Annotated in this window: 26 protein-coding genes and 1 tRNA gene; 19 read left to right on the top strand and 8 right to left on the bottom strand. The window is 58.4% G+C overall.

The window, feature by feature from the left end; genetic code table 11:
* The first annotated feature begins 255 nt into the window (after positions 1-255).
* The 8 genes from cyoA to AB4O12_RS16270 all read left to right on the top strand — a co-directional run bounded on the left by cyoA (position 256) and on the right by AB4O12_RS16270 (position 6,541).
* Positions 256-1,197 (top strand): ubiquinol oxidase subunit II, encoded by a 942-nt coding sequence (cyoA, locus tag AB4O12_RS16305; RefSeq protein ID WP_024014231.1) that lies wholly within the window; start codon positions 256-258, stop codon positions 1,195-1,197.
* Positions 1,198-1,200: 3 nt separating this feature from the next.
* Positions 1,201-3,231, top strand: coding sequence for a cytochrome o ubiquinol oxidase subunit I (gene cyoB, locus AB4O12_RS16300; protein ID WP_041479948.1), 2,031 nt, complete (start codon positions 1,201-1,203; stop codon positions 3,229-3,231).
* A gap of 3 nt (positions 3,232-3,234) precedes the next feature.
* Positions 3,235-3,858, top strand: a complete 624-nt coding sequence (gene cyoC, locus AB4O12_RS16295) for a cytochrome o ubiquinol oxidase subunit III (protein ID WP_016773303.1) — start codon at positions 3,235-3,237, stop codon at positions 3,856-3,858.
* The gene (cyoD, locus tag AB4O12_RS16290; RefSeq protein WP_011335842.1) at positions 3,858-4,193 is read left to right on the top strand and encodes a cytochrome o ubiquinol oxidase subunit IV; all 336 of its coding nucleotides are present in this window, start codon (positions 3,858-3,860) and stop codon (positions 4,191-4,193) included. The genes cyoC and cyoD overlap by 1 nt, the downstream gene beginning before the upstream one ends.
* A 10-nt stretch (positions 4,194-4,203) precedes the next feature.
* A complete protein-coding gene (cyoE, locus tag AB4O12_RS16285) occupies positions 4,204-5,091 on the top strand; it encodes a heme o synthase (RefSeq protein ID WP_016773305.1) in 888 nt (295 codons plus the stop codon).
* 115 nt (positions 5,092-5,206) lie between these two features.
* Positions 5,207-5,551 carry a toxin gene (locus AB4O12_RS16280; protein WP_252876871.1) on the top strand — a complete coding sequence of 115 codons (345 nt, stop codon included), beginning with the start codon at positions 5,207-5,209 and terminating at the stop codon, positions 5,549-5,551.
* Complete coding sequence (locus AB4O12_RS16275; RefSeq protein WP_041479944.1) at positions 5,548-5,862, top strand: helix-turn-helix domain-containing protein; 315 nt, start codon at positions 5,548-5,550, stop codon at positions 5,860-5,862. The genes AB4O12_RS16280 and AB4O12_RS16275 overlap by 4 nt, the downstream gene beginning before the upstream one ends.
* Before the next feature lie 187 nt (positions 5,863-6,049).
* On the top strand, positions 6,050-6,541 hold the full coding sequence (locus tag AB4O12_RS16270) for a RidA family protein (RefSeq protein WP_016773306.1): 492 nt from the start codon (positions 6,050-6,052) through the stop codon (positions 6,539-6,541).
* Positions 6,542-6,798: 257 nt separating this feature from the next.
* Here AB4O12_RS16270 and AB4O12_RS16265 read toward each other — a convergent pair whose 3' ends face one another.
* A complete protein-coding gene (locus AB4O12_RS16265; RefSeq protein ID WP_016773307.1) occupies positions 6,799-7,500 on the bottom strand; it encodes a hypothetical protein in 702 nt (233 codons plus the stop codon).
* A 134-nt stretch (positions 7,501-7,634) separates the two neighbouring features.
* A complete protein-coding gene (locus AB4O12_RS16260; protein WP_460059101.1) occupies positions 7,635-8,561 on the bottom strand; it encodes a LysR family transcriptional regulator in 927 nt (308 codons plus the stop codon).
* A 102-nt stretch (positions 8,562-8,663) separates the two neighbouring features.
* Here AB4O12_RS16260 and AB4O12_RS16255 point away from each other — a divergent pair, with 102 nt between their 5' ends.
* Positions 8,664-9,836: an aspartate aminotransferase family protein gene (locus tag AB4O12_RS16255; RefSeq protein WP_305381502.1), complete on the top strand. Its 1,173-nt coding sequence runs from the start codon at positions 8,664-8,666 to the stop codon at positions 9,834-9,836.
* A gap of 123 nt (positions 9,837-9,959) precedes the next feature.
* Here the strand turns inward: AB4O12_RS16255 and AB4O12_RS16250 are convergent, their stop codons facing one another.
* The 3 genes from AB4O12_RS16250 to AB4O12_RS16240 all read right to left on the bottom strand — a co-directional run bounded on the left by AB4O12_RS16250 (position 9,960) and on the right by AB4O12_RS16240 (position 13,151).
* Positions 9,960-11,879 carry an alkaline phosphatase D family protein gene (locus tag AB4O12_RS16250; protein WP_460059098.1) on the bottom strand — a complete coding sequence of 640 codons (1,920 nt, stop codon included), beginning with the start codon at positions 11,877-11,879 and terminating at the stop codon, positions 9,960-9,962.
* 71 nt (positions 11,880-11,950) lie between these two features.
* Positions 11,951-12,685: a hypothetical protein gene (locus AB4O12_RS16245; RefSeq protein WP_305381500.1), complete on the bottom strand. Its 735-nt coding sequence runs from the start codon at positions 12,683-12,685 to the stop codon at positions 11,951-11,953.
* A gap of 100 nt (positions 12,686-12,785) precedes the next feature.
* Entirely contained in the window at positions 12,786-13,151 is a 366-nt protein-coding gene (locus AB4O12_RS16240; RefSeq protein ID WP_041479936.1) for a hypothetical protein, read from the bottom strand.
* 115 nt (positions 13,152-13,266) lie between these two features.
* Here AB4O12_RS16240 and AB4O12_RS16235 point away from each other — a divergent pair, with 115 nt between their 5' ends.
* On the top strand, positions 13,267-14,016 hold the full coding sequence (locus AB4O12_RS16235) for a hypothetical protein (RefSeq protein ID WP_252876865.1): 750 nt from the start codon (positions 13,267-13,269) through the stop codon (positions 14,014-14,016).
* Between the two features lie 34 nt (positions 14,017-14,050).
* Here AB4O12_RS16235 and AB4O12_RS16230 read toward each other — a convergent pair whose 3' ends face one another.
* Positions 14,051-14,380, bottom strand: a complete 330-nt coding sequence (locus tag AB4O12_RS16230; protein WP_016773313.1) for a hypothetical protein — start codon at positions 14,378-14,380, stop codon at positions 14,051-14,053.
* A gap of 220 nt (positions 14,381-14,600) precedes the next feature.
* Here AB4O12_RS16230 and AB4O12_RS16225 point away from each other — a divergent pair, with 220 nt between their 5' ends.
* Together AB4O12_RS16225 and AB4O12_RS16220 are read left to right on the top strand one after the other, a co-directional pair.
* Complete coding sequence (locus tag AB4O12_RS16225) at positions 14,601-14,819, top strand: DUF6429 family protein (RefSeq protein WP_305381499.1); 219 nt, start codon at positions 14,601-14,603, stop codon at positions 14,817-14,819.
* A gap of 171 nt (positions 14,820-14,990) precedes the next feature.
* Complete coding sequence (locus tag AB4O12_RS16220; RefSeq protein WP_095181806.1) at positions 14,991-15,347, top strand: DUF7079 family protein; 357 nt, start codon at positions 14,991-14,993, stop codon at positions 15,345-15,347.
* A gap of 182 nt (positions 15,348-15,529) precedes the next feature.
* Here AB4O12_RS16220 and AB4O12_RS16215 read toward each other — a convergent pair.
* Positions 15,530-15,614 (bottom strand) — tRNA-Leu (locus AB4O12_RS16215).
* A gap of 108 nt (positions 15,615-15,722) precedes the next feature.
* Here AB4O12_RS16215 and queA point away from each other — a divergent pair.
* The 6 genes from queA to AB4O12_RS16185 all read left to right on the top strand — a co-directional run bounded on the left by queA (position 15,723) and on the right by AB4O12_RS16185 (position 21,827).
* The gene (gene queA, locus AB4O12_RS16210; protein ID WP_460059094.1) at positions 15,723-16,787 is read left to right on the top strand and encodes a tRNA preQ1(34) S-adenosylmethionine ribosyltransferase-isomerase QueA; all 1,065 of its coding nucleotides are present in this window, start codon (positions 15,723-15,725) and stop codon (positions 16,785-16,787) included.
* Positions 16,788-16,801: 14 nt separating this feature from the next.
* Positions 16,802-17,917, top strand: coding sequence for a tRNA guanosine(34) transglycosylase Tgt (tgt, locus tag AB4O12_RS16205; protein ID WP_160768392.1), 1,116 nt, complete (start codon positions 16,802-16,804; stop codon positions 17,915-17,917).
* A gap of 43 nt (positions 17,918-17,960) precedes the next feature.
* Positions 17,961-18,299: a preprotein translocase subunit YajC gene (yajC, locus tag AB4O12_RS16200; protein WP_016773317.1), complete on the top strand. Its 339-nt coding sequence runs from the start codon at positions 17,961-17,963 to the stop codon at positions 18,297-18,299.
* A gap of 65 nt (positions 18,300-18,364) precedes the next feature.
* On the top strand, positions 18,365-20,233 hold the full coding sequence (gene secD, locus AB4O12_RS16195; RefSeq protein WP_016773318.1) for a protein translocase subunit SecD: 1,869 nt from the start codon (positions 18,365-18,367) through the stop codon (positions 20,231-20,233).
* A 9-nt stretch (positions 20,234-20,242) separates the two neighbouring features.
* A complete protein-coding gene (gene secF, locus AB4O12_RS16190) occupies positions 20,243-21,157 on the top strand; it encodes a protein translocase subunit SecF (RefSeq protein ID WP_041479932.1) in 915 nt (304 codons plus the stop codon).
* Positions 21,158-21,278: 121 nt separating this feature from the next.
* On the top strand, positions 21,279-21,827 hold the full coding sequence (locus AB4O12_RS16185) for a glycine zipper 2TM domain-containing protein (RefSeq protein ID WP_041479931.1): 549 nt from the start codon (positions 21,279-21,281) through the stop codon (positions 21,825-21,827).
* Positions 21,828-22,070: 243 nt separating this feature from the next.
* On the opposite strand, the gene suhB is transcribed toward AB4O12_RS16185, so the two are convergent.
* Complete coding sequence (gene suhB / locus AB4O12_RS16180; RefSeq protein WP_016773320.1) at positions 22,071-22,889, bottom strand: type III secretion system regulator SuhB; 819 nt, start codon at positions 22,887-22,889, stop codon at positions 22,071-22,073.
* Positions 22,890-23,034: 145 nt separating this feature from the next.
* Between suhB and trmJ the strand changes: the two genes are divergently transcribed.
* Positions 23,035-23,805, top strand: coding sequence for a tRNA (cytosine(32)/uridine(32)-2'-O)-methyltransferase TrmJ (gene trmJ / locus AB4O12_RS16175; RefSeq protein WP_041479930.1), 771 nt, complete (start codon positions 23,035-23,037; stop codon positions 23,803-23,805).
* Positions 23,806-23,808 lie beyond the last annotated feature (3 nt).

Raw genomic sequence — 23,808 nt, 5'->3', positions numbered from 1 at the left:
GCGAGCCGCGAGGCTTTCGAGACACCCTGGTGTCGGTGCCTTTCCAATTTTCCGCACCAAATGGAATTGGTCTGTAACAAGGCCTTTGACCACGAATTCGAATAAGAACTGAACGCTGTCCCAAGGTTTTGTCGAGCGTGAGACGCGCGACGGGCGGCCCTTATTCAATCCAAAGAAAATGCCAACCCTTGGCAGGGTGAAGTGTTGGCGATCAAAACCCAACTGCATTGCGCAAGCTGCTTTAGAGGTCGTGAGATGAGTAAAAACAGGTACCCCAGATTACTAGGCCTAGTGCCGCTGCTCGGCACGTTGTTGCTGGGAGGCTGCAACATGACCTTGCTCAATCCAACGGGCCAGGTCGGCCTGGAACAGCGCAACCTGATCATCACCGCCACGCTGCTGATGCTGTTGGTCGTCGTGCCGGTCATCGTCATGACCTTCCTGTTTGCCTGGAAGTACCGCGCTTCGAACAAGAACGCCGTCTACACGCCGAAGTGGTCGCACTCGACCAAGATCGAAGTGGCCGTATGGACCATCCCGGTGCTGATCATCATCGCCCTGGGCTACATCACTTACATCTCGACTCACGAGCTGGACCCGTATCGTCCGATCGAGTCTGACGTCAAGCCGGTGACCATCGAAGTCGTCGCGCTGGACTGGAAGTGGCTGTTCATCTACCCGGAACAAGGCATTGCCACGGTCAACAAGATCGTGTTCCCGGCGCACACGCCAATCAACTTCAAGATCACCTCCGACGCCGTGATGAACTCGTTCTTCATCCCGGGCCTGGGCGGCCAGATCTACGCGATGGCGGGCATGCAGACCAAGCTGCACCTGATCGCTGACCGCAACGCTGAAATGGACGGTATCTCCGCCAACTACAGCGGTGCCGGTTTCACCGGTATGAAATTCAAGGCTATCTCCACCACTCAGGAAGATTTCGACGCCTGGGTAAGTGAAGTCAAGAAGTCGCCTAAACAGCTTGATCAGGCTGAATACGCGGCCCTGGCCAAACCGAGCCAGAACAACCCAGTCGAACTCTACTCGTCGGTCACGCCGAACCAGTTCCAGATCATCGTCGACAAGTACGAAGGTATGAAGCCGGGCAAGCCGCTGAAGCACGAGAAGAAAGAGAAAGAAGTGGCGGCCACGGATATTGACGCGGGTTCGCATTCAGCTGCCGGGGCAGAGGAGTAAACGATGTTTGGTAAATTAAGTTGGGAAGCAGTCCCATTCCACGAGCCGATCGTGATGGTGACCATCGCCATGATCGCCCTCGGTGGTCTGGCGCTGTTCGCTGCGATCACTTACTTCAAGAAGTGGACGTACCTGTGGACCGAGTGGCTGACTTCGGTCGACCACAAGAAAATCGGCGTGATGTACATCATCGTCGCCATGGTCATGCTGCTGCGCGGCTTTGCCGACGCGATCATGATGCGTACCCAGCTGGCCATGGCCACCGAGGGTTCGCCTGGCTACCTGCCACCTGAACACTATGACCAGATCTTCACCGCTCACGGTGTGATCATGATCATCTTCATGGCGATGCCATTCTTCACCGGCCTGATGAACCTTGCAGTGCCGCTGCAGATCGGCGCGCGTGACGTTGCGTTCCCGTTCCTGAACTCCCTGAGCTTCTGGCTGCTGGTGTCCGGCGTTGTGCTGATCAACCTGTCGCTGGGCGTCGGCGAGTTCGCCAAGACCGGTTGGGTTGCGTATCCGCCGCTGTCGGGTCTGCAATACAGTCCTGGCGTGGGTATGGATTACTACATCTGGGCGCTACAGCTATCCGGATTGGGTACGACGTTAACCGGGGTCAACTTCCTCGCGACCGTACTGAAAATGCGTACCCCTGGCATGAAACTGATGGACATGCCGATCTTCACCTGGACCTGCACCTGGGCAAACGTTCTGATCGTGGCTTCGTTCCCGATCCTGACCGCTACCCTGGCACTGCTGACCCTTGACCGTTACATGGATTTCCACATTTTCACCAATGAACTTGGTGGCAATCCAATGATGTACGTCAACCTGTTCTGGGCCTGGGGCCACCCTGAGGTTTACATCCTGATCCTGCCGGCATTCGGCATCTTCTCGGAAGTGATCTCGGCGTTCACCGGCAAGAAACTGTTCGGCCACCACTCGATGATCTACGCCTCGGGCGCGATCTCGGTACTGGGCTTCATGGTCTGGCTGCACCACTTCTTCACCATGGGTTCGGGTGCGAGCGTCAACGCCTTCTTCGGTCTGGCGACGATGCTGATTTCCATCCCGACGGGTGTGAAGCTGTTCAACTGGCTGTTCACCATCTACCAGGGCCGTCTGCGCTTCACCAGCCAGGTAATGTGGACACTGGGCTTCATGGTGACCTTCGCCATCGGCGGCATGACCGGCGTACTGCTGGCCATCCCGGGTGCTGACTTCGTGCTGCACAACAGCCTGTTCGTGATCGCGCACTTCCACAACGTGATCATCGGCGGTGCGGTATTCGGTTACATCGCTGGCTTCGCGTTCTACTTCCCGAAAGCGTTCGGCTTCAAGCTGCACGAAGGCTGGGGTAAAGCAGCGTTCTGGTTCTGGATCTCGGGCTTCTTCGTCGCGTTCATGCCGCTCTATGCACTGGGCTTCATGGGCATGACCCGTCGTCTGAACGCCACCACCAACCCTGAGTGGGTACCGTACCTGTACGTTGCCATGTTCGGTGCGGTGATGATTGCTGTGGGTATCGCCTGCCAACTGATCCAGCTGTACGTCAGTGTGCGCGACCGCAACAAGCCAGAGAACGTTTGCGATCACGGTGACCCGTGGAATGCACACACCCTGGAATGGTCGACCTCGTCGCCACCACCGTTCTACAACTTCGCTGTGCTGCCTAAGGCTGACTGCATCGACCCGTTCACCGAAGCCAAGGAAAACGGTACTGCGTACCAGCGTCCGGCCAAGTACGAGCCGATCCACATGCCGAACAACACCGCCACTGGCGTGGTGATGGGCGCGCTGTTGACCGTCTTCGGTTTCGCGATGATCTGGCACATCTGGTGGCTGGCGATCGCGAGCCTGGTGGGCACCGTCGTTTACTTCGTGATCCACGCTGCACGTGACGACCAGGGCTATATGGTTCCGGTTGAAACGATCGAGCGTATCGAAGCCGAGCAGCACAAGCGTCTGGTCGCGGCAGGGAAAATCCCGGCCAATGCCACCCGTGTTGAAACCTCGTTGGAACAGGCTTAAACCATGTCGAACTTAGTGACCAATGTTGGACACGCCCATGGTGACCATGGGCACGATGACCATCACCACGACTCGGGCGAGATGACCGTATACGGTTTCTGGCTCTACCTGATGACCGACTGCATTCTGTTTGCGTCGATCTTCGCGGTGTACGCAGTACTGGTAAACAACGTTGCCGGTGGCCCGTCGGGCCACGACATCTTCGAACTGCCTTACGTGCTGGGCGAAACCGCTCTGCTGTTGTTCAGTTCGATCACCTACGGCTTCGCCATGCTGGCGTTGTACAAGGGCAAGAAGCAGGCGGTCCTGGGCTGGTTGTTCATGACCTTCCTGCTCGGCGCGGGCTTCATCGCCATGGAGATCAACGAGTTCCACCTGCTGATCTCCGAGGGCTTCGGTCCTAGCCGTTCGGGCTTCCTGTCGGCGTTCTTCACCCTGGTCGGTACCCACGGTCTGCACGTTTCGGCCGGTCTGATCTGGATGGGCATCATGATGTATCAGGTCAACAAGCATGGCCTGACGTCGACCAACAAGACCCGTCTGAGCTGCCTGAGCCTGTTCTGGCACTTCCTGGACGTGGTCTGGATCTGCGTCTTCACCGTTGTTTACCTGATGGGGACTCTGTAATGGCTAATGCACACTCCCATGACAGCCACGATGCTGGCCACGGCAGCGTCAAGTCGTACGCCATCGGCTTCATCCTGTCGGTAATCCTGACCGTCATTCCGTTCGGTCTGGTGATGTACCCGACCCTGCCGAAGTCGACGACGCTGGCAATCGTTCTGCTGTTCGCAGTGATCCAGGTGATCGTTCACCTGTATTACTTCCTGCACCTGGACCGTTCCATTGCACAGCGTAACAACGTGATCGCGTTCGTCTTCACGGCGATTGTGATCGTGCTGCTGGTTGGCCTGTCGCTGTGGATCATGTTCAGCATCCACACGTACATGATGGCGAAGTGAGGTAGACCCGATGTCGCTCAAGCACTTTATCCAAATCACCAAACCGGGGATCATTTTCGGTAACGTGCTTTCTGTGGCAGGCGGGTTCTTCCTGGCCTCGAAAGGGCATGTCGATCTGGCGGTGTTTCTGGCCGCCATGATCGGTACTTCCCTGGTCGTGGCCTCCGGTTGCGTGTTCAACAACTGCATCGACCGCGACATCGACCTGAAGATGGAACGCACCAAGAACCGTGTGCTGGTCCAGGGCCTCATCTCCCTGAAACTGGCCCTGGTTTACGCGACCATTCTGGGTGTTCTCGGCGTTGCCTTGTTGTACAAGGTGGCCAACCCGTTGGCTGCCTTGTTCGCAGTAATCGGCTTCATCATCTACGTCGGCTTCTACAGCCTGTACCTCAAGCGCAAGTCGGTTCACGGCACGCTGGTGGGCAGTCTGTCGGGCGCCATGCCGCCAGTGATCGGTTACGTTGCCGTGACCAACAGCTTCGACATGGCCGCACTGACCCTGCTGGTGATGTTCAGCCTGTGGCAGATGCCGCATTCCTACGCCATCGCGATTTTCCGTTTCAATGATTACCTGGCCGCATCGATTCCGGTGCTGCCAGTGAAACGCGGCATCCAAGTGGCGAAGAAGCACATCCTGCTCTACATCCTGGCGTTCCTCGTGGCGACCTTGATGCTGACCTTCAGCGGCTACGCCGGCATGAGCTACCTCGCCGTCGCCGCCGCCATGGGCATGTACTGGCTGTACATGGCCTGGACCGGCTACAAGGCAGTCGATGACACCGTCTGGGCACGCAAGCTGTTCGTGTTCTCGATCTTCACCATCACTGCGTTGAGCGTCATGATGTCCCTGGACTTCAAGGTGCCGACAGAGCTGTTGCTGACGTACGCACCGTAAGGTTTGCAAGCTTCAGGAAAAACCCCGCACGTTGAGAGATGTGCGGGGTTTTTTGTTTATTCGAGCAGCGATTTGTTGATAGGCTGTCTATAGTCAAGCTGCTTATAGTTTGGCTATGCGAACAATCTTTTTTGAAACAACGATATTTACCAAAAGCGTTGGCCGTTATCTGACGGACGACGAATATCGAACATTGCAGAACTACCTTCAGAGCAATCCGCTTGCGGGCGATGTAATGCCTCGAACGGGTGGCTTCCGTAAGCTGCGCTGGGCTGATTCTCGCCGTAGCAAGGGAAGACGGGGCGGCTTGCGGGTTCTCTACTATTGGCTTATGAATGATGGTCAGTTCTGGATGTTCGCCATTTACGACAAAGATGAGCTTGAGAAGCTGACTGCCGAGCAAGAGAGGGCACTCAGGACAGCCATTGATAAAGAGTTGAAAAAACGAGGTACCCCATGAAAAAACGCGACCTGTTTGCAGAGTTAATGCAGGGCGTTGATGAGATGGCGGCTCAACGCGAGGGCAAGATCACACTGCGCAATACAGTGCTTGAGGACAAGCCTGTACCTGAAGTGGGCGCACAGGAAATTGTGGCTCTTCGAGAAAAACTGCATATGTCTCAAGCTGTTTTTGCCAGTCGAATCAGGACAAGTCCAAACACCCTTCGAAATTGGGAGCAGGAAAAGTCGAAGCCCAATGCTCAAGCAGCCTTATTGATACGACTGGTTGAAAAATTTCCAGATATGGTTGAGCGCTTGAACACTGTTTGAGCGCCGCTGAAGACCAGCTTGTGGTCCGGGGCATCCGAAAGGTTTAGGGCTTTTTGTTCCATCTACGCTGGTTGCACAACTTAGGCAAACGCCATAGATTTGGATCCAACCCCGACAGTAGTAGCTCCAAGCCATCCCCCGGTGCTCGACTGTCTCAACCCGTGCATTGATCAAAAGGCTGGGCGCAATGACCGAACGGATGACCTGCGATGAGCGTTTTATCGCCTTGGCCGAAGAACTCAACTATGACATCTATGGCGAGAACACCGCCGGTGGCAATTACGCGCCGCTGATCCGTCATCACGACGAGCTCTACATCAGCGGCATGGTGCCGCGGGTCAATGGCAAGATTCTGTATCCCGGTCGCGTGGGGCTGGAATTGAACCTCAAGGATGCGCAAGCCGCGGCGAGCATCAGCGCCATGCGTTGCCTGGCGCTGATTGTCGATGCGGTGGGTTCGCTGGACAAGATTCGTGCGTTGTTGCGTGTCACGGTGTATGTGAAGTCGACTGCTGACTTTGTGGACCTGAGCGAAGTGGCCAACGGCGCTTCGGATGTGTTCAGCCATGTGCTGGGCGATGCCGGACGGCATACGCGCACGACCATCGGCGTGTATCAGTTGCCGAAGAATGCGGCGATTGAAGTGGACATGATTGCGGCGTTGCATCCTTCGGCTTGAGGGGGGGTAGCGGTTTGCCCTCACCCTAACCCTCTCCCGGAGGGAGAGGGGACTGACTGAGGGGCTTTCAAGATATACGCCGACCTGAAATACCGAGCCGAACTCAGGTTTGAAAATCACACAAGTCGGCTCCCTCTCCCTCGGGAGAGGGCTGGGGTGAGGGGCGACGATTTTCGCCTCCTCACGAATCACAAGCCGGACAACAAAAAGCCCCGCCTGAATCTCAGCGCGGGGCTTTTTTGCAAGTGCTTGGCAGATTACTGCGCCGCGATGCTGTACCCGTCAAACGCCGTCTGCTGCTGCAGCGCGGTGATGATGTTCTTGCGGTTCACCGCCTGTTCGGTACCGGCGTTATCGACGAAGGTTTCGCTTTCCAGCTCGGCTTCATCGCCTTCACCCACGAAGGTGAAACCGAGGAATTCCAGTGCCTCACGATCTACGTTCAGACGCGAACGCGGGGTGCGCATTGGCAGGGTCACGCTGGCGCCGTCCTTGCTGATGGTGAAGATTTCCACTTCTTTCTTCTTCGCAGCTTTGCTCTTGCCGCCGCTCGGATTGCTGATCGCCTGATGGGTCTGATTCAGCACCTTCAGCGCCAGGCCATAGACGATTTCCTGGAATGCCGGATCGTCCTTGAAGCTGGACAGAATGCGTCCGATCGAGAACTTGCTGCTCAGGTCTTCCAGCGCGGCAATATCGGCTGCCTCAGCGTCTTTCAGGCGCTTGAGTTCGCCCATCAGCTCGTACGCCTTGTCGTCATCAAAACTGTCATGCGCCTGACGGATCGCCGCACGCAATTCGCGGATCTGGTCGCTTTCGCGGGTCGACTGGAACGCGTCGAGGACCATCTCGCTGATGATTTTGGCTTGAGGCAGGTGTTGTGAAAGATTGATGGAGTTTTCGTATTCCGCTTTGGACGACTGGGTGACTACGGATTCAGCGGTGTTGAAATCGGACATTGAAATTTCACTACTTTTTAACTTGAGTTGAGGCGAGAAAGCACGAGGTCTTTTTCAGGCCGACTAATTTAGGGGAGCGGGGCGGCGTTGTCACGGAGCAACGGTCTGGTGGTCGGGATTTTTCCCGGCGTGCGTTATTTTCCGGGCATGGCGTCAGCGGGTTTCCCCCACGTACGCATCGCAAACTCGACAAAGCGTCTCAGCTTCGGCAGTCGATAGCGATCCTGCGCATACAACAGATGCATCGGCCTGCTCGGCGGTTGGTAGTCCGTCATTACCCTGACCAGTTTGCCGTCGCGCAGATCCTGTTCCACCAGCGCGTCGGGCAGCATCATGATGCCCATGCCGTTGCGCGCTGCCTGGTGCAAACCGGCGGAGCTGTTGATCAACATCGGCCCGCTGACGTCGACGAGGACTTCACCTTCCGGGCCGCTCAGACGCCAGCGTTTTTCCACCGATTGCCAGTCATCCCCAGCCGGGTAGGCGAAGGACAGGCAATCGTGTTGCTGCAAATCCTGTGGCGTGTGCGGCATGCCGCGCCGCGCGATGTAATCAGGGGAGGCGCAGACCGTCAGGGTGTAGTCGATCAAGGGCCGGGCGATCAGGTTGGATTGGTCGAAATTGCCCAGGCGGAATGCGACATCGAGGCCGTTCTCCAGCAGATCCGGACGGCTGTTGGTCAGCACCACGTCGAGTTTCACTTGCGGATACAGCAAGGAATATTCGCTGAGAGCCGGGGTCAGTCGTTCGACGCCGAAGGTCAGCGGCGCGGTGATACGCAGCAAACCGCGCGGCTCGTCCGACGCTTGTTCGGCAAGGCGTTCGGAGTCGGCCACCAAGCCAAGCACTTCCAGGCAGCGTTGATAATAGATGCTGCCGAATTCGGTCAGGCGCTGGCGGCGCGTGGTGCGTTGCAGCAGTTGCACGCCGAGCCGTTGCTCCAGCGCGCGCAGATGATTGCCCACCATTGTCGTCGACATTTCGCACTTCGCCGCGGCGGCCGTCATGCTCCCGGTTTCGACCACTTTGACGTAGACGCTCATCGACTGAAACAAATCCATTATCAAGCTCGGCTTTTAAATGATTGAAGTTTTTCCGGGTTTATCCAGCTCAGGTGGCTAACCATACTGCAAAAACACCGACCTGCAATGGAGTTTCACGTCATGACCGCCGCCCTGATGAACACCTACCAACCACTGGCCCTGAGTTTCACCAAGGGCCTGGGCACGCGCCTGTGGGATCAGGCGGGGCGCGAGTATCTGGATGCCGTTGCTGGTGTGGCAGTGACCAACGTCGGCCACTCGCATCCGCGTATCGTCTCGGCGATCAGCGAGCAAGCGGGGCTGCTGCTGCACACCTCAAACCTGTACAGCATCGACTGGCAGCAACAACTGGCCAAACGGCTGGCGGTGTTGTCGGGCATGCAGCGCGCGTTCTTCAACAACTCCGGCGCCGAAGCGAACGAAACGGCGCTGAAACTGGCGCGTCTGTACGGCTGGCGTAAAGGCATCGAAGAGCCGCTGGTGGTGGTCATGGCCAACGCGTTTCATGGCCGCACCCTCGGCACGCTGTCCGCCAGCGATGGCCCGGCGGTGCGGCTTGGCTTCAACGAACTGCCGGGGGACTTCGTCAAAGTGCCGTTCGGCGATCTCGCCGCGCTGGAGCAAATACAGCGCAAACACGGCGCGCGCATCGTGGCGATTCTGGTCGAGCCGATTCAGGGCGAAAGCGGCGTACAAGTCGCACCGCCGGGTTATCTCAAGGCCCTGCGCGACCTGTGCAATCGCCACGCGTGGCTGCTGATGCTCGATGAAATCCAGACCGGCATCGGCCGCACCGGGCAGTGGTTCGCCTTTCAGCACGAAGGCATCGTGCCCGATGTCATGACCCTGGCCAAAGGCTTGGGCAATGGCGTGCCGATCGGCGCCTGCCTGGCCCGTGGCCGCGCGGCCGACCTGTTCACCCCGGGCAGCCATGGCAGCACTTTCGGCGGCAATCCACTGGCCTGCCGGGTCGGCTGCACGGTGCTGGACATCATCGAAGAACAAGGCCTGCTGGCGAATGCGCGGGTGCAGGGCGCACGGCTGCTGGAACGCTTGCGCGCCGAATTGGCAGACAACCCGAACGTGCTGGCAATCCGGGGGCAGGGCCTCATGATCGGTATCGAACTGAAACAACCGGTGCGCGACCTGACGCTGATCGCTGCGCGGGATCACGGCTTGTTGATCAACGTGACTCGTGGCAAGACCATCAGGTTGCTCCCGCCGCTGACGATTGATGAGCGCGAGGTGGGGATGATTGTCAGAGGGGTTGGGCGGGCTCTGGCCGCACATTGATTGGTCTGCGCAAAACCCTGTGGGAGCGAGCCTGCTCGCGAAAGCGGTCGACTATTCACAGTAGATGTCGACTGAAATTGCGCCTTCGCGAGCAGGCTCGCTCCCACAGATCAGCGCATGGCTTTAGTCCGGCACATCTTTAAACTCCGGCGCCAGCATCCTCGTCTTCTCCGCCCCATTCGAGTTGTGCTGAACAATCTCGCTCGGCTGCCCCTGTTCATTGAAAAACACCTGTCCGATCCCCGCCGAATTCCACAACCGTTCCCCGGCCTCGGCATGTTCCGGCGTATACGGGACGATGCGCATCAGGCGGCGTTTGGTGAACCAGTTCAATGGCGAGCGCGGTGAGTAGAGCCAGCGGTTGAGGCGGTCGAACCATTCCAGCAGCGTTGGTGGGAATTCGTTCTTGATGCCGCTGCTGGTGATCTGCCAGATCCGTGGGCCGGCCTTGCGGTGGCGGATCAGGACTTCGTAGACGAAGGAATAATGCACATCGCCGGACAGCACCACGTAGTTCCCCGGTGTGCGCGAGTGTCGGAAAATGTTCAGGATCACCTGCGCCGCGCCGCGATGGGCCATCCAGTTTTCCGCGTCGACCAGCAGCGGATAACCGCACCAGCTGAACACTTTCTGCACGGTTTCAATCAGCTTCACGCCAAAGATCGGCGCCGGCGACACGATGATTGCCGAAGGGTGATCGAGCAGTTCCTGTTGCAGTTCGCTCAAGGCTTCCCAGTCGAGCAGGCCCGACGGTTGCTTGAGGGCCATCTCGCTGCGCCAGCGCCGGGTGCGCGTATCTATCACCACCAGTGCCGGACTGCTCGGCAACACAAAATGCCACTGCTGAAAACGCAGCAACTGATCAATCAGATCGTCCTGCACCGGCATGTCCAGATAGCCGTCGTCACCGCTGGCGCTCAGTTGCGCGGTCTGCTCCAGCATTCCTTTGAAAGCGTCCGGATTGTTGCCCCAGCCCTGACACAACAGATAAGCAATCAGCGCGTTGCCGATGATGCGTTTGGAGAACGGATGGCCGTAGGCGGTTTCCTCCCACTGCGCAGAAAGATTCCAGTCATCGGTGATGTCGTGGTCATCGAAAATCATCAGGCTCGGCAGATGCGCCAGCACCCGCGCGACGTTGCCCAGGCCCGTCTTGAAGGCATCGATGCGCGTCTGCTCGAGGTGGTAGCGCTTGCGGCGTTCCGGCGTCAGCGTCGGCGCGTTCGGATTGATCAGCGACCACGGCGTCGGCGACCACACCAGCATGTACATGGCCATGACTTCGGCGAACGTCACCAGATGGTTGTCGGCACTGCTGCTGGTGAAAATCGGCTTACGCGCGCCACCGAAAAATCGCTCGCGCAAGGTCTCGTTGCTCTCTAGCGCCGGTAACAAATCCGCACGGTGGTAGTAGCTGGCCGGGTGTTGGTAGAGCTTGGCGCTGTCGCTGACCACGGCACCGTCAAGGTGCTCATCGAACAGACCCAGACGCTCGATCAAGCCATGAATCGCCCGCAGCATCGGCCCGGCAACATCGTCGGCATAGACCTGATCACCGCTCATCATCAGCAGCGCCGGGCGCCGTTGCGCATCGGTTTCGTCGGCCAGCAATTGATCGACGCAGAGCAAACCGTCGGTTGCCGGATGATGTGGCTTGCGGCAGGAACCGTGGAGCAATTGATCGATCCGCGAACGCACGACGAGGTTCGCGCAGCTGGCACCAGGGTAAAGCAGATGAGGCGCCCACTCAGCCATACCGATGGCGTCGTCGATCAGCAGGTCGTAAGCGATAAACGTGTCGCAGGGCAGGGCGCTTTCAAGTTGAACGTCTATCAGATGCACGAACGCATGACGGCCTACGGCAATGACCGTGCATTTCTCTGAGTCGAGCGGAATATCTCCTACACCTTGCAGGTGCAAGGTCAGCGACAGTTCACGCGAGCCCACCAGCCACAGCGCCACGCGCGTCGGCTCCAGCCGCCGCAGCAGCGGGCCGGCTAGTACAGGAGGCAGCGAGGTGAGGTCATCAGGTGTTGAAAACATCGAGGGCAAGGTTCAAGGCGCACAGGCCGGCGATGATAGCGCAGCCGGCGCCTTGATCCCTTAAATGAGTCTTAAGAGTCGGCTTTTTGCAGTTTCAGCGCCAGCAAACGCCATTCCCCAGCCGTCGCATCAACCCGTGGCAATTCCTGCACGGAGCAATCGAAACGGTAGGTGATATCGTCGCCATTCATGTTGCGCGCAGTGACGCTGTTGCTGAAGCTGTAGACCTGATCCTTGTAGCGATGACTGACCAGCGCTTTGCTGTCAGCAAAACGCGCCGAAGCGGGATAACGCAGGGTGCTGGTGACAAACGGGCTGCACATGACATACGCGATCATCGACTTGTCGGCCTGTGCGTCGCCGCGCAACTTCTTGTTCAGCGCGGCGAGGGCCATGCGACCCTCGTAGTCGCTTTGATTCAGCACCGTCTGTACCGCCATTGATTTCGGTGCCCGGCTGACGTTATTCGGCAACAGTGCGGAGTCCGGGGGGGAAGGCTTGTCATCCGCTTCGATGGCAGCAAAAACCGGCGCATCTTTCAGTTCGGTGGCGGGCGTGACTGCCTCGGCTTCAGGCAGTACAGAGGTCGACTCGACGACTGGCGTGTTTTGCGCCTGCGCCTCGTGATCGAACGACGAAGGAAACAGCGAAAAGGTGATCGACAACATCACCAGCCCGACAATGAACCCACCCGCCGCGCCAACGATGTTGCCGTAGAAAATGTTCCAGCTGCCGCGGTTCTTCACCACCCAGCGCCACATGAAACCCCAGACAGCGACGAACGCCAGAAAACGCAAAAACTCCATTTGATCCTTTCCTTACCTTTCAACAATCCAAGCGCGGCGCGAGACGATCAGCGAGCCCCAACGATGCGCGGCAAGATAGCAAAATAGACGCGCCGTCCGGCTACGGTTGCGGAAAATAATTCGCCGCCAGAAAAATCAACGTGACCATGCCGGCGGCAACGCCACAGACGCCCGCGAGCAGTTGACGTGCAACCGGATGCGCCGGCTGTCGACGCTTGGCGATCCACAACCACACACCCGCCAGGACGCCCGCGCTGGTCATGAACACCACCAGGCTGTTATGCAGTCCCGGCGCTGCCATGGTGGTGCCGAACAGACCGTCATAAAGCAGTGTGAAGACAATGCCCGCCACCACAGCGCTGCCCGCTCCGGCGAGGTTTGCCAACAACAGATTCCAGTGCCCACGCTGTCGCACCACCCAGAACCACATTGCCGCCATGACCACTAAACACAACACAGCATCCATCGGATCTCTTTCCTTGCCACGAGACAGAGGCGACAACTTGTTCGCCTGTTGAGAGTGGACGGAACGATAGCAAAATAGTAGCGTCGCGCCATGCCTTCTCTGTAATGGACTACCCATGTTTTCCACAACCCGTTTGCTGCAACTGCTCGGCGCTCTCACCCTTGCCGTCTCCATTACCCCAGCCTTCTGCTTCGCGAAAGAACACCCGCAAGCCAGCTGGGATTACTACCTCGCCAATTGCCAGCGGATGCAGGAGACAATCGCCGACGTCCAGAGCGGTCGCGTCTCCGCTGCCTATGCACTAACGTCCGGCCTGCAAGACAGCCTCGCCTCCATGAACGAGCGCCGCCTTAACCTGCTACCGCAACACCTCGACTCCAGCGAGTATGCCCACTGCGAAAACGTCGCGGGCCATGCCGAGGCAACCCTGGCCCAAGGCAAAGCCGAGTTCGCCGCGCAAATGCAACGCGGTGTGGAGGAGGGCCGAATTGCGCACCAGAACTCCCCCGCCTATCAACGCGCCCGTTCCCTCGGCTACAGCGACGTCGGCGACATCTCCTTCCTGAAACTGCACGAAGACACCGACGGCGAAGCCCGTCTGAAAACCATGCTCATCACCGTCGACGAAATCTGCGGCCAATACTTCCGCGCCACGCAATACGTGAAGCCGTATGTGATCTACACAGTGCGACCGTCGGATGGCGGCTGTGGCGAAGTGAAGCGTGTTGCGATAGTTGGCGGAGGGCAGCCAGAGAAGGGCGACTACATTGATCCCAATGGCGAATTTCAATACATGGGCTGGAAAAAACTGGTGGGCGCTGACGGCTTCCCAACAGATATTCGAGTGCTGAAAGCACGTCGCTGACAGGAGAGATACTGGCGTGGCTGTAGCGCGGCATTCAAAGAATGTCGCGCAGATACCCCTTCAGTGCGAGCAGCGGCTGCCCCAGCTGCTCCACCGACCGCGCCTGAGCCAACTCCGCCGACAACTTGCGCAACTCCCGCCCCAACGGCTTCTCGACCCCACCCAAGGCATCCAGCGCCAGGTTCAGGCATTCGTTCATCTTGAACTGAATGGCCTCGACATCGCCGCGTTTCACCAGTAACTCGAAAACGTCTTTCTGATAATCGCCCATGACCATGTCATCGCGCAGGATCGGGCTCAGGCCTTCTTCTTCGTAGGCGAGTTTGAGGGAGAAAAGGGCGACGGTTTCCAGTGAGGTTTCCATGGGGATGTCTGTCAGTGAAGTGAAGGGCTTGAGCCCGATGCGCGAAGTACCAGCGGAAGTCTATTTTGCGGGCGCGATTATACGGGCGGTCATCGCATGCGAGGCAACCAGCAATCGGCCATCTAAACTCTCAAGCTCGCGCAGCATTGACATCCACTTTGATACGACGCTTTGATTACAAAAACTGAACATCAGCGGAGTGACCATCATGGAATACGACATGAAACTGATCGACGACGCCGTCCTTGCTCTCCTGGCTGCCTATAGCTCCGACGACGGCAATGCGTGGAAGGGCTATGACTTCGAAATCATGAACCGCTTGCACGAACAGGGTTTGATCAGTAATCCGGTGAACAGGAACAAGTCGATATGGTTGACGAAGGAAGGGATGGAGCGGGGGCGGGAGATTGCTGGGCTGATGTTTGGGGCTAAGGAATAGGTTGGGCAAGCGTCCGATTCTGGACTTGAGCTGTTGCTCGGCAAAATGACGTCAGTTTTGGCCATGGCTCGCCATAGCGATATGCATACGATTGTCGTCGGTGCGGTTACACGCAGATCTGCAGACGAAACGGTAGCGAGTTACTGGATAAGGAATCGGAGGATTTTTGCATTGGGACATCATCTGAATGAACCACAACTGACTAGGGTCAGAGATGCCTTATCGGAGCCTTTCAATCATTTCCCCACTGATTACGACTACGTCGTTCGTCAGCTCAAGGGCGTTGATCCAGCGGTGCTCTACAAGATTTTTTATTCAGAAGTAGCACCAGTGTGTTTCACAAACATTGCTGCAGTTCTGCCCACTGTATGGACTGGGTTCGACCCTGATTGGCTCAGATCCGAGATAGAGGAGAGGCTCGCGGCGCGACGGCGCAATTGGTTTCGCAGGCAGTACGACAGATTATTGGTGCGTTGGTTGGAGTACAACTATGACTACATGTGGAAGGAGATAGCCTCTAGGCTATGAGGACGGTTGCATGCGGTTTGGTATTCCTCGATGGTAAAAGCCACCTTTTGTTTCACCTATGCGGTGATTCAGGTCGCTTCAAGCTCAATCGTCGGGCGGGGCTTTAGTGGTCGGCATTGCACCAACCACTTTCCACCAGACGAAAAAAAGGCCCTGCTTTCGCAAGACCTTTTTCTCTGTGTTGGTGCCCCGAGGGAGACTCGAACTCCCACTCCTTTCGAAAACGGATTTTGAATCCGCCGCGTCTACCAATTCCGCCATCAGGGCTCAATGGCGGCGAAGTATAGAGAGGTGATTACCGTTGGTCAATCACGTTTCATGGTCAATTTTCGATATTTCCGCTAGACTTTCCGGCCCTGCTAGACGAACCCCATCATGCGCGTTGCTGACTTTACTTTCGAGCTTCCTGATTCGCTGATCGCCCGCCATCCGTTGGCCGAGCGTCGCGGTAGTCGCCTGCTGACCCTTGATGGGCCGAGCGGCGCCCTGGCACACCGTCAATTCACTGATTTGCTTGAGCATTTGCGCCCGGGCGATTTGATGGTGTTCAACAATACCCGGGTGATTCCGGCGCGGCTGTTCGGGCAGAAAGCGTCCGGCGGCAAGCTGGAAATTCTCATCGAGCGCGTGCTCGATGCGCACCGTGTGCTGGCCCATGTGCGCTCCAGCAAGTCGCCGAAACCGGGTTCGAAGATCCTTATCGACGGCGGTGGCGAAGCCGAGATGCTCGCGCGTCATGATGCGCTGTTCGAGCTGGGTTTTGCCGAGGAAGTGTTGCCGCTGCTCGACCGTGTCGGGCACATGCCGTTGCCTCCTTATATAGACCGCCCGGATGAAGGCTCGGATCGCGAGCGTTATCAGACCGTGTATGCCCAGCGTTTGGGTGCGGTGGCGGCGCCGACGGCGGGGCTGCATTTCGATGAGCCGCTGATGCAGGCGATTGCTGCCAAGGGCGTCGAGACTGCGTTCGTGACGTTGCACGTCGGCGCGGGGACGTTTCAGCCGGTGCGTGTCGAGAAGATCGAAGATCACCACATGCACAGCGAGTGGCTGGAAGTCGGCCAGGATGTGGTCGATGCGGTCGCTGCGTGCCGTGCGCGTGGCGGTCGGGTGATTGCGGTCGGCACCACCAGCGTGCGTTCGCTGGAAAGCGCGGCGCGCGAGGGTGTGCTCAAGCCGTTCAGTGGCGACACCGACATCTTTATCTATCCGGGCCGGCCGTTTCATGTGGTCGATGCCCTGGTGACCAATTTCCATTTGCCGGAATCCACGCTGTTGATGCTGGTTTCGGCGTTTGCCGGTTATCCCGAAACCATGGCCGCCTACAAGGCCGCCGTGGAAAACGGCTACCGCTTTTTCAGTTACGGGGATGCGATGTTCATCACCCGCAATCCCGCTCCAACTGCCCCTGAACAGACAGGCCCAGAGGAAACAGAATGAGTCGCGAATGTCGAATGTCCTTTGAGCTGCTGGCCACCGATGGCAAGGCTCGTCGTGGTCGCCTGACCTTCCCCCGTGGCACCGTAGAGACCCCGGCGTTCATGCCGGTCGGCACCTATGGCACGGTCAAGGGCATGCTGCCGCGCGACATCGTCGCCACTGGCGCGGAAATCATTCTGGGCAACACTTTTCACCTGTGGCTGCGTCCCGGCACTCAAGTGATCAAGGAGCACGGCGACCTGCACGATTTCATGCAGTGGAAAGGCCCGATCCTCACCGACTCCGGCGGCTTCCAGGTGTTCAGCCTCGGCGCGATGCGCAAGATCAAGGAGGAGGGCGTGACCTTCGCTTCTCCGGTCGACGGCGCCAAAGTGTTCATGGGCCCGGAAGAATCGATGCAGGTGCAGCGCGATCTCGGTTCCGACATTGTGATGATCTTCGACGAATGCACGCCGTATCCGGCTGACGAAGACGTCGCGCGGGTATCGATGGAGCTGTCGTTGCGTTGGGCCCAGCGTTCGAAGAATGCCCACGGTGACAACACCGCAGCGCTGTTCGGCATCGTTCAGGGCGGCATGCATGAAAACCTGCGCATGCGCTCGCTCGAAGGCCTCGACAAGATCGGCTTCGACGGCCTCGCCATCGGCGGTCTGTCGGTGGGCGAACCGAAGCACGAAATGATCAAGGTGCTGGATTATCTGCCGGGCCAGATGCCCGCTGACAAACCTCGTTACCTTATGGGCGTTGGCAAACCGGAAGATCTGGTTGAGGGTGTGCGCCGCGGGGTGGACATGTTCGATTGCGTGATGCCAACCCGTAATGCCCGCAATGGGCATCTGTTCATCGATACCGGTGTGCTGAAGATCCGTAACGCGTTCCATCGCCATGATGAATCGCCGCTGGATCCGACCTGCGATTGCTACACCTGCCAGAACTTCTCGCGCGCTTATCTGCATCACCTGGACAAGTGCGGCGAAATGCTCGGCAGCATGCTCAATACCATCCATAACTTGCGCCATTATCAGGTGCTCATGGCTGGTTTGCGCGAGGCTATTCAACAGGGTACATTGGCCGCCTTTGTCGATGCCTTCTACGCCAAACGCGGACTTCCCGTCCCGCCTTTGGACTGAGTTTTCTGACCCCAAGATTCAACATTTGCAACTGGAGTGCTAAATGAGCTTTTTTATCTCTAACGCCATGGCTGACGCAGCTGCACCGGCTGCTGCAAGCCCAATGGGCGGCGGCTTCGAGTGGATTTTCCTGGTCGGCTTCCTGGTCATCTTCTACCTGATGATCTGGCGTCCACAGGCCAAGCGCGCCAAAGAGCAGAAGAACCTGCTGAGCAGCCTGCAGAAGGGCGACGAAGTCGTGACCACTGGCGGCATCGCCGGCAAGATCACCAAGGTTGCCGATGACTTCGTGGTTCTGGAAGTTTCCGACACCGTGGAAATGAAGTTCCAGAAAGGCGCCATCGCCGCCACGCTGCCAAAAGGCACGCTGAAAGCGATCTAAGAGCAACAACTTCTACTCAATCGACGGGGCGCGCAAGGCGCCCCGCGTTCATAACGGGCGGCGTGATGCTGAACAAATACCCTCTGTGGAAATACATTCTGATCCTGGCGGTGCTGGCGATCGGTCTGATTTATTCCGCTCCCAATCTTTATCCTGATGACCCGGCCATTCAGATCAGCGGCGCCAGCACGGCTCTGCAAGTCAATGACGCCGATCTGGCTCGCGTCAGCACAGCGCTGAAAGAGTCCGGCATCAACGTCAAGGCGGCCACGCTGACGGCTGGCGGCAAGGGCGGTCTGATCCGTCTGAGCAAGGCTGAAGACCAGCTGCCGGCCAAGGACGTTGTACGCAAGGCATTGGGTGATGACTACGTCGTCGCGCTGAACCTGGCACAGACCACTCCGCAATGGCTGCGCAACCTCGGTGCGCACCCGATGAAGCTGGGTCTGGACTTGTCCGGTGGTGTGCACTTCCTGCTCGAAGTGGACATGGACAAAGCCCTCGATGCGCGCCTGAAAGTCTACGAAGGCGACGTCAAGAGCCTGCTGCGCAAAGAGAAGCTGCGCTATCGCAGCCTGCCGCAACTGGGCGGTGCCATTCAGTTGGGCTTCAGCGATGAAGATTCCCGCGAACAGGCCCGTGCGCTGATCCGCAAGAACTTCAACGATTTCGACATTGTTCCGGCCGACCTCAACGGTCAACCGGTGCTGCGTCTGGCGATGACCCCGGCCAAGCTGGCGGAAATCCGTGAATACTCCATCAAGCAGAACCTGACCACGGTACGTAACCGCGTCAACGAGCTGGGTGTTGCCGAACCGATCGTGCAGCGTCAGGGCGCCAACCGCATCGTGGTTGAGCTGCCGGGCGTGCAGGACACTGCCGAAGCCAAGCGTATCCTCGGCAAGACGGCCAACCTTGAGTTCCGTCTGGCCGCCGAGCCGGGCGCTTCGAAAGCCACTTCCGAGTCGTTCGAATTCCGCGAAGGCAACCGTCCGCCAGCGCAGATCGAGCGTGGTCTGATCATCACTGGTGACCAGGTCACCGACGCCAAGGCCGGTTTCGGCGAGCACGGCACGCCTGAAGTGAACATCCGTCTGGATGGCCACGGTGGCGAGCTGATGAGCCGCGCGACCCGTTCCAACGTCGGCCGCAGCATGGCGGTGATCTTCATCGAACAGCGTCCGGTCACCACTTACACCAAGCAAGTGGTCGATGGCGTCGAGAAAGACGTTGCGGTGCAGACGTTCAAGGAAGAGAAGAAGATCATCAGCCTGGCGACCATTCAGTCGCCGCTGGGTGCGCAATTCCGCATCACTGGCCTGAACGGTCAGGGCGAGTCGTCCGAACTGGCACTGCTGCTGCGTGCCGGTGGTCTGGCTGCACCGATGTACTTCGCTGAAGAGCGCACAATCGGTCCGAGCCTGGGTGCTGACAACATCACCAAAGGTATCGACGCTTCCCTGTGGGGCATGCTGTTCGTATCGCTCTTCATCATCGCCATCTACCGCTTCTTCGGCGTCATCGCCACCGTCGCGCTGGCGGTGAACATGGTGCTGCTGCTGGCATTGATGTCGCTGTTGGGCGCCACGCTGACCCTGCCGGGTATCGCCGGTATCGTCTTGACCATGGGTATGGCAGTCGACGCCAACGTACTGATCTTCTCGCGGATTCGTGAAGAGATCGCCGCCGGCATGACTGTGCAGCGGGCAATCAACGAAGGCTTCGGCCGGGCATTCACCGCGATTCTCGACGCCAACCTGACCACCTTGCTGGTCGGCGGCATTCTCTTCGCCATGGGCACCGGCCCGGTGAAGGGTTTCGCAGTGACCATGTCCCTCGGGATCTTTACCTCGATGTTCACGGCCATCATGGTGACCCGCGCAATGGTCAACCTGATCTTTGGCGGACGTGACTTCAAGAAGTTGTGGATTTAAGGGGCTGCCATGTTACGTACAATCAACTTCATGGGCGTTCGCAACTTCGCGTTCGGCGTCACCGTGTTGCTTACCGTCATTGCCTTGTTCAGTGTCGCCACCAAGGGCATGAACTGGGGTCTGGACTTCACCGGCGGTACGCTCATCGAGCTGACCTACGAGCGTCCGGCCGATGTCACCAAGGTGCGCGAGCAACTGGCGACTTCCGGTTATCACGAAGCTGTGGTGCAGAACTTCGGCGCCACTACTGACTTGCTGGTGCGCATGCCGGGTGAAGACCCGCAGCTGGGCCATCAGGTCGCAGACGCATTGCAGAAAGTCGGCGGCGACAACCCGGCGACGGTCAAGCGAGTCGAGTTCGTCGGCCCGCAAGTCGGTGAAGAACTGCGCGACCAGGGCGGCCTCGGCATGCTGCTGGCGCTCGGCGGCATCCTGATCTACCTGGCGTTCCGCTTTCAGTGGAAGTTTGCGGTCGGCGCCATTGTCTCGCTGATCCACGACGTGATCGTGACCGTGGGTATCCTCTCGTACTTCCAGATCACCTTCGATCTGACGGTGCTGGCGGCGGTGCTGGCGATCATCGGTTACTCACTGAACGACACCATCGTGGTTTTCGACCGGGTACGTGAGAACTTCCGTGTGCTGCGCAAGGCGACGCTGATCGAGAACATCAACATCTCGACCACTCAGACCCTGCTGCGCACCATGGCGACCTCGATCTCCACTCTGCTGGCGATCGCGGCGCTGCTGTTCTTCGGCGGCGACAACCTGTTCGGCTTCTCCATCGCACTGTTCATCGGTGTACTGGCGGGTACCTACTCGTCGATCTACATCGCCAACGTGGTGCTGATCTGGCTGAACCTGACCACCGAGGATCTGATTCCTCCGGCTAACACCGATAAGGAAGTCGACGACCGTCCATAACGGCCAGCGATTTTCCGGCTGTCAGCCAACAAAAGGCGCGAGTTGAACTCGCGCCTTTTTTTGTGCTCCAAGGCTGGGAGAAGCGCGGGCGCGTCCCGCATGTGATGGTCAGGAGGTTCATGTGAACAAGTCGTTGCTGGTTGGTGCGGTATTGGGTGCTGTCGGTGTCACAGCCGGGGGTGCTGTTGCCACCTACAGCCTGGTTAAAAGCGGCCCTGAGTATGCGCAAGTATTAGCCGTTGAGCCGGTCAAGACACAGATCAAGACTCCACGTGAAGTATGCAAGGATGTAACCGTGACGCGGCAGGCGCCGGTCAAGGATCAACACCAGATTCTCGGCACGGCGATCGGTGCCGTAGCCGGTGGTTTGTTGGGTAATCAGGTGGGTGGCGGTACCGGCAAGAAGATTGCCACCGTGGCCGGTGCAGTTGGCGGCGGTTATGCCGGTAACAAGGTGCAGGAAGGTATGCAGAACCGCGACACCTACACCACTACGCAAACTCGCTGCAACACGGTCAATGACATCAGCGACAAGGTCGTCGGCTACGACGTGCGTTACTCGCTCGATGGCAAGGAAGGCAAGGTGCGGATGGATCGCGATCCGGGCAACCAGATTCCGGTCGACAAGGAAGGCAAGCTGATCCTGTCGCAGAATGAGCCGGCTCAGTAAGGCTCCACAGTTGTGAAAAGAAGCACCCTGCGGGGTGCTTTTTTTGTGCTCGCGATTCAGGGCAGCGCGCGATTCTCACCTGTGGGAGCGAGCCTGCTCGCGAATAAGGTCTAACAGTGGATATTTTCTTTGCTGACACGCCCCATTCGCGAGCAGGCTCGCTCCCACAGGGAATTGTGCTGTTTGGAATTGCAGACATAAAAAAAGCACCCCGTAGGGTGCTTTTTTGGTTTCGCGGAAAGCTTAGCGCTTCAGCGAAGCCGGCAGGTGCGGCTGGATCGCCGTCAGCACTGCCTTGAAGCATTTGGTGTTGCCGGCAACGATGTGGCCTTTCTCAAGGAAGTCGTGACCACCGGTGAAGTCGCTCACCAGGCCGCCGGCTTCTTGAATCAGCAGGGCGCCTGCAGCCATGTCCCACTCGGACAGGCCCGATTCCCAGAACGCATCGAAACGACCGGCAGCTACGTAAGCCAGGTCCAGGCTCGCCGAACCGGCGCGGCGGATGCCGGCAGTCTGGCCAACCAGAGCGCGGAACATGCCCAGGTAGTTGTCGAGGTTGTCCATCTGGTCGTCACGGAACGGGAAGCCAGTGCCGAGCAGGGCGCCGTCGAGGCTGGTACGACCGCTTACGCGCAGACGACGACCGTTCAGTTGAGCGCCGCGACCACGGCTGGCGGTGAATTCTTCCTGGCGAACCGGATCCAGAACCACTGCGTGCTCCAGGCGGCCACGATATTTGCAGGCAATGCTCACTGCAAAGTGCGGAATGCCACGGAGGAAGTTGGTGGTGCCGTCCAGCGGATCGATGATCCACAGGTACTCTTCGCCTTCGATGCCGGTGCCAGCGTGCAGGCCGGTTTCTTCACCCTGAATCGAGTGGTTCGGGTAAGCCTTGCGCAGGGCATCGATGATTTTCTGTTCAGCGGCGCGATCGACCTCGGATACGTAATCCTTGGCGTCTTTTTCGTCGACCTTGATGGTATCCAGGCGCTCGATGGAGCGGAAGATCAGTTCACTGGCGCTGCGGGCGGCGCGCAGCGCGATATTCAGCATGGGCTGCATGGATGTGTCACCTAAGGTTGTTAAAGAAAGCCGCGCATTCTATCAGAACTTTTCTTCAGGTGAAGGACGCTGTTCGCTTTCATAGCTTAACGGTAGGCTGTTCTGTAAGATTTGCCCCCCTTTCCCGTGTCCGAGAGCGCCTCCCTTGCTGCAGAACATTCGTGTCGTCCTGGTCAACACCAGCCACCCCGGCAACATCGGCGGGGCCGCGCGCGCCATGAAAAACATGGGTCTGTCGCGACTGGTGCTGGTCGATCCGCGGGTCTTCCCGCACCACGAGGCCGATGCCCGCGCCTCCGGTGCCGGTGACATCCTTGAAAACGCGCAAGTCGTCGCCACCTTGGAAGATGCTCTGGTCGGCTGCAATCTGGTGCTCGGCACCAGCGCCCGCGACCGGCGTATTCCCTGGCCGCTGCTGGATCCGCGCGAATGCGGCAACAAGGTGGTCGAGGAAGCCGGGCAGGGCGCCGAGATTGCTTTGGTGTTCGGTCGTGAAGATTCCGGCCTGACCAATGAAGAGCTGCAGCGATGTCATTTTCACGTGCACATCCCTTCCGACCCGACGTTCAGTTCGCTGAATCTCGGGGCGGCGGTGCAGGTGTTGAGTTATGAAGTGCGCATGGCCTGGCTGGCCGCACAGGGTCAGCCAAGCAAGGTCGAGAAAGAAGAAGTGGCCTCGGTGAAAAGCGCCGAGCTGGCGACCATGGATGAGCTGGAGCGATTCTATGAGCACCTGGAGCAGACGCTGGTCGCCATCGAATTCCTCGATCCGGAAAAGCCACGGCACTTGATGGCGCGCCTGCGCCGGTTGTACGGACGCAGCTCGGTCAGCCGGGCGGAAATGAATATTTTGCGTGGCATCCTCACGGAAACCCAGAAAGCGGCCCGTGGCGAGCTTCTAAAGCGGAAGGATTGAATG

The organism is Pseudomonas sp. S2_A05, assembly GCF_054668485.1.
This window is presented reverse-complemented; position numbering and strand designations above follow the sequence as displayed.

Coding starts and splice junctions, on each gene's coding strand:
- cyoA (WP_024014231.1), top strand. CDS start 256: ATGAGTAAAAACAGGTACCCCAGATTACTAGGCCTAGTGCCGCTGCTC.
- cyoB (WP_041479948.1), top strand. CDS start 1,201: ATGTTTGGTAAATTAAGTTGGGAAGCAGTCCCATTCCACGAGCCGATC.
- cyoC (WP_016773303.1), top strand. CDS start 3,235: ATGTCGAACTTAGTGACCAATGTTGGACACGCCCATGGTGACCATGGG.
- cyoD (WP_011335842.1), top strand. CDS start 3,858: ATGGCTAATGCACACTCCCATGACAGCCACGATGCTGGCCACGGCAGC.
- cyoE (WP_016773305.1), top strand. CDS start 4,204: ATGTCGCTCAAGCACTTTATCCAAATCACCAAACCGGGGATCATTTTC.
- AB4O12_RS16280 (WP_252876871.1), top strand. CDS start 5,207: ATGCGAACAATCTTTTTTGAAACAACGATATTTACCAAAAGCGTTGGC.
- AB4O12_RS16275 (WP_041479944.1), top strand. CDS start 5,548: ATGAAAAAACGCGACCTGTTTGCAGAGTTAATGCAGGGCGTTGATGAG.
- AB4O12_RS16270 (WP_016773306.1), top strand. CDS start 6,050: ATGACCGAACGGATGACCTGCGATGAGCGTTTTATCGCCTTGGCCGAA.
- AB4O12_RS16265 (WP_016773307.1), bottom strand. CDS start 7,500: ATGTCCGATTTCAACACCGCTGAATCCGTAGTCACCCAGTCGTCCAAA.
- AB4O12_RS16260 (WP_460059101.1), bottom strand. CDS start 8,561: ATGGATTTGTTTCAGTCGATGAGCGTCTACGTCAAAGTGGTCGAAACC.
- AB4O12_RS16255 (WP_305381502.1), top strand. CDS start 8,664: ATGACCGCCGCCCTGATGAACACCTACCAACCACTGGCCCTGAGTTTC.
- AB4O12_RS16250 (WP_460059098.1), bottom strand. CDS start 11,879: ATGTTTTCAACACCTGATGACCTCACCTCGCTGCCTCCTGTACTAGCC.
- AB4O12_RS16245 (WP_305381500.1), bottom strand. CDS start 12,685: ATGGAGTTTTTGCGTTTTCTGGCGTTCGTCGCTGTCTGGGGTTTCATG.
- AB4O12_RS16240 (WP_041479936.1), bottom strand. CDS start 13,151: ATGGATGCTGTGTTGTGTTTAGTGGTCATGGCGGCAATGTGGTTCTGG.
- AB4O12_RS16235 (WP_252876865.1), top strand. CDS start 13,267: ATGTTTTCCACAACCCGTTTGCTGCAACTGCTCGGCGCTCTCACCCTT.
- AB4O12_RS16230 (WP_016773313.1), bottom strand. CDS start 14,380: ATGGAAACCTCACTGGAAACCGTCGCCCTTTTCTCCCTCAAACTCGCC.
- AB4O12_RS16225 (WP_305381499.1), top strand. CDS start 14,601: ATGAAACTGATCGACGACGCCGTCCTTGCTCTCCTGGCTGCCTATAGC.
- queA (WP_460059094.1), top strand. CDS start 15,723: ATGCGCGTTGCTGACTTTACTTTCGAGCTTCCTGATTCGCTGATCGCC.
- tgt (WP_160768392.1), top strand. CDS start 16,802: ATGTCCTTTGAGCTGCTGGCCACCGATGGCAAGGCTCGTCGTGGTCGC.
- yajC (WP_016773317.1), top strand. CDS start 17,961: ATGAGCTTTTTTATCTCTAACGCCATGGCTGACGCAGCTGCACCGGCT.
- secD (WP_016773318.1), top strand. CDS start 18,365: ATGCTGAACAAATACCCTCTGTGGAAATACATTCTGATCCTGGCGGTG.
- secF (WP_041479932.1), top strand. CDS start 20,243: ATGTTACGTACAATCAACTTCATGGGCGTTCGCAACTTCGCGTTCGGC.
- suhB (WP_016773320.1), bottom strand. CDS start 22,889: ATGCAGCCCATGCTGAATATCGCGCTGCGCGCCGCCCGCAGCGCCAGT.